The sequence below is a fragment of the Geoalkalibacter sp. genome (assembly GCF_030604225.1).
Lineage (GTDB): Bacteria > Desulfobacterota > Desulfuromonadia > Desulfuromonadales > Geoalkalibacteraceae > Geoalkalibacter.
In genome coordinates, this window is the sequence record NZ_JAUVWH010000188.1 from 1 (window position 1) to 4,089 (window position 4,089).

General features: G+C 59.1%; 3 protein-coding genes. All 3 read left to right on the forward strand.

Features of this window, described 5'->3' with window-relative positions:
- The first annotated feature begins 35 nt into the window (after window positions 1-35).
- Window positions 36-584 carry a 2-oxoacid:acceptor oxidoreductase family protein gene (locus tag QAT43_RS14470; protein WP_305043797.1) on the forward strand — a complete coding sequence of 183 codons (549 nt, stop codon included), beginning with the start codon at window positions 36-38 and terminating at the stop codon, window positions 582-584.
- A gap of 459 nt (window positions 585-1,043) precedes the next feature.
- Complete coding sequence (locus QAT43_RS14475) at window positions 1,044-3,584, forward strand: bifunctional aconitate hydratase 2/2-methylisocitrate dehydratase (protein ID WP_305043798.1); 2,541 nt, start codon at window positions 1,044-1,046, stop codon at window positions 3,582-3,584.
- 174 nt (window positions 3,585-3,758) lie between these two features.
- Window positions 3,759-4,089: CBS domain-containing protein (locus tag QAT43_RS14480; RefSeq protein WP_305043799.1), on the forward strand; the 331-nt coding region annotated here is incomplete at its 3' end.

The window sequence follows — 4,089 nt, forward strand, 5'->3', positions numbered from 1 at the left end:
AAGTCCTGATCACCCGCTAAAGGAGAATTGAAACCATGGCACAACGTTTCGAAATTCGGTTTTCCGGTGCCGGTGGACAGGGTTTGATCACCGCCGGCATCATTCTGGCGGAAGCCGCCAGCATCGTTGAGGGCAAGCATGCCGTTCAGTCCCAGAGCTATGGCCCTGAGGCTCGCGGCGGCGCTTCCAAGTCGGAAGTCATCATTTCCGACGGCCCCATCGACTATCCCAAGGCGACCATTGTCGACGCTTGCCTGGCCATGACCCAGGAAGCCGCCGACAAATACGCCAACGGCATCAAGCCCGGCGGCGTGCTGCTGCTCGATGCGGACTTCGTGCCCCGTGAGCCCAAGGGTGATTTCAAAATCGTGCGCATGCCCATCATGCGCACCGCCAAGGAAGACATCGGTCGCGAAATCGTCGCCAACGTCGTCGCCCTGGGCGCGATGATCGCCCTGACCGACGCGGTTTCCCGCGAGGCGGGTGAGAAAGCGGTGCTTTCCCGCGTTCCCGAAGCATTTATCGAGCTCAACAAGAAGGCCTACAATCTGGGCTTTGAAAAAGTCAAGGCCCTGATGAACTGAGTTTGCTTGGTTTCCTGATTCTGAATAATGGCCCGGTGAGACATCTCTCGCCGGGCTTTTTTTTCGGCCGGGCGGGCAGGAGAGGGTAGTAAACAGGAAAACCCGGCTACGGCAAAGCACAAAAGCATAAGAATCTCAAACATGGCGGCACCTCACTGGAAAGGATGATGTCTCCATGCTGCGGTCGTTGCATGACACAATATGTCAATGCCCATGGGGTCCCGATGCCGTTCGGCCTCTGTTCGCCCGGTGGTTAAAATTATAATAGAATCCTCTGGATGATTGACAAAACCCCGTTAAATCGTATACAGTATGCACCGCTTCACCTTTTTGTCCGCCCTTTTTTAAGTTCTAGGTAGTTAATTTTCAAGGGCTTTCCGGTTCCCGACAATTGTCGGCAGCTCTCTTAAAGCAGTCCGGTTCGGCTCCGGCCGCCGACACTATCCGAGGAGGACAGCGATGATCGACGCCTATCTCAAACATCAAGCGGAACGCAACGCCCAGGGCATTCCGGCTTTGCCTCTCAATCCCGAGCAAACCGCGGAACTCTGCAAACTGTTGCAGAATCCCCCCGCGGGCAAGGACGAGTTTCTGCTGGATCTGTTCAAGAACCGCATTTCCCCTGGTGTCGATCCCGCCGCCGAGGTCAAGGCCGCCTTTCTCGACCAGATTCTCAAGGGTAAGGCCACCTCGCCGCTGATCACCAAGGGTGAGGCGGTGCGCATTCTCGGCACCATGATCGGCGGCTACAACGTCAAACCCCTGGTGGACGCCCTCAAGGACGCCGACCTCGCGGACGATGCCGCCAAGGCCCTCTCGGGAATCACCCTGGTGTATGATGCCTTCGATGAGGTCGTGGCACTGAGCAAAACCAACGCCGCCGCTAAAAAGGTGCTGGAATCCTGGGCCAATGCCGAATGGTTCACCGGCAAGGCCGGCGTTCCCGAAACCATCACTGTCAAGGTGTTCAAGGTCGAGGGCGAGATCAATACCGACGACTTTTCTCCGGCAGGCGACGCTTGGAGCCGCCCCGACATTCCCCTGCATGCCCTGGCCATGGGCAAGACCCGCTTTCCCGGCGGTCTGGAAACCATCGCGCATTTCCGCAAGGAAGGCCATCAGGTGGCTTTCGTCGGGGATGTGGTTGGCACCGGCTCGTCGCGCAAGTCCGCCTGCAACAGCGTTCTTTGGCACATCGGCGAAGAGATTCCCTGCGTTCCCAACAAGAAGACCGGGGGCGTCATCATCGGTGGGGTCATCGCGCCGATTTTCTTCAACACCGCCCAGGATTCGGGCGCGCTGCCCCTGAAGATGGATGTCACCAAATTCAACACCGGCGACGTCATTACCATCAACACCAAGAAGGGCGAGGTCGTCGACGCTTCCGGCAAGGTTATCACGACTTTCCAGATCAGCCCCAACACGGTTCCCGATGAGTTCCGCGCCGGGGGCCGCATCCCCCTGATCATCGGCCGGTCCCTTACCGAAAAAGCTCGCGCCGCCCTGGGCATGGGCGCCACGGATATTTTCACCCTGCCGGTCAACCCGGTGCCCAAGGCGGGCCAAGGCTACTCCCTGGCGCAGAAGATGGTGGGCAAGGCCTGCGGCGTCGAGGGCATCCTGCCCGGCACCGCCTGCGAGCCACGGATGACCACCGTTGGTTCCCAGGACACCACCGGCCCCATGACCGCCGATGAGCTCAAGGAACTCGCCTGCCTGCGTTTCCTGGCGCCCATGTTCATGCAGTCCTTCTGCCACACCGCCGCCTATCCCAAGCCGGCCGACGTGAAAATGCACAAGACCCTGCCCGCCTTCATCGCCGAGCGTGGCGGCGTGGCCCTGCGTCCCGGCGACGGCGTCATTCACTCCTGGCTCAACCGCTTGCTGCTGCCCGATACCGTCGGCACCGGCGGCGATTCCCATACCCGCTTCCCCATCGGCATCAGCTTCCCGGCCGGTTCCGGTCTGGTGGCTTTCGCCGGGGCCATGGGCTTCATGCCTTTGGACATGCCCGAATCGGTTCTGGTGCGCTTCAAGGGCAAGTTCAATCCCGGCATCACCCTGCGCGACGCGGTCAACGCCATCCCTTACTGGGCCATCAAGCAGGGCCTGCTGACCGTGCCCAAGAAGAACAAGGTCAATATTTTCAACGGGCGTATTCTGGAGATGGAAGGACTGCCCGATCTCTCCGTCGAGCAGGCCTTCGAACTGACCGACGCCGCCGCCGAGCGCTCCGCCGCCGCGGGCTGCATCCAGCTTTCCGAGGAATCGGTCTGCACCTATCTGCGCTCCAACGTGGCGCTGATGGAAAAAATGATCGAGGAGGGCTATCAGGACGCCGAGACTCTGCGCAAGCGCATTGATGCCGTCAATGAGTGGCTGAAGAATCCTCAGTTGCTCAAGGCCGACAAGAACGCCGAATACGCCGCGGTCATCGAAATCGACCTGGCCGAGATCACCGAGCCGATCCTGGCCTGCCCCAATGATCCCGACGACGTTAAGCTGCTCTCCGAAGTCGCCGGCACGTCCATCCAGGATGTGTTCCTCGGCTCCTGCATGACCAATATCGGCCACTTCCGTGCCGCCGGCGAAATCTGGCGCGGCCAGAAGTTCAATCCGGCGGTCCGTACCTGGATCTGTCCGCCGACCCGCATGGATCAGGACAAGCTCAAGGACGAGGCGTATTTCTCCATCTACAGTGCCATCGGCGCGCGCATTGAAATCGCCGGTTGCTCCCTGTGCATGGGCAATCAGGCGCGGGTTCCCGACGGTGTCAACATGTTCTCCACCTCGACCCGCAACTTCGATGACCGGATCGGCAACGGGGCCAAGGTCTATTTGGGTTCCGCCGAACTTGGCGCGGTCATCACAAATATGGGCAAGATTCCCACCCCGGCCGAGTATCTCGCGGTCTACAAGGAAAAGGTTCTGCCCAAGGCCGAGAGTATCTATCAGTATCTGCAGTTTGACGAGATGCAAGGCTACAAGAAAACAGCCTGAAATTTTCGCTAGATGAAACACCTTGGAAAAAACCCCGGCGGGCCAGAGCCCGGCCGGGGTTTTTTCTTGACCTTGGATTCATAACCAATACACTCAGAAAGAACGAACGCGGCAGGTAGGAGATTTGTTGGTAACAGCTGGGGGAAGCGCTTCGGTTTTTTGGGGGATTATTTTATGCCGGCGGAAAATGTGTTTTTTCTTCCCGTCAAGGATTTCTGCCAGAAAAACGTCGTCACTTGTTCCGCCGAACAGCCGCTGGTCGACGTTGCAGGCGTCATGCGGGAAAAGAATATCTCCAGCGTCGTCGTCTGCGCTGATGGCTCGCCCATCGGCATTCTGACCGATCGCGACCTGCGCAACAAGGTGGTGGCGCGCGGCGCGAATCCCCGGGATCTGCTGGTGAGTGCGGTCATGAATTCGCCTCTCATCGTGGTCAACGAGGACGATTATCTTTTTGAAGCCCTGTATCGCATGACGCGTAACGGCATCCACCGAGTGGGAGTGG

Excerpts from the sequence above, each read along its gene's own strand:
- QAT43_RS14475 (WP_305043798.1), top strand. The coding sequence starts at position 1,044 with ATGATCGACGCCTATCTCAAACATCAAGCGGAACGCAACGCCCAGGGC.
- QAT43_RS14470 (WP_305043797.1), top strand. The coding sequence starts at position 36 with ATGGCACAACGTTTCGAAATTCGGTTTTCCGGTGCCGGTGGACAGGGT.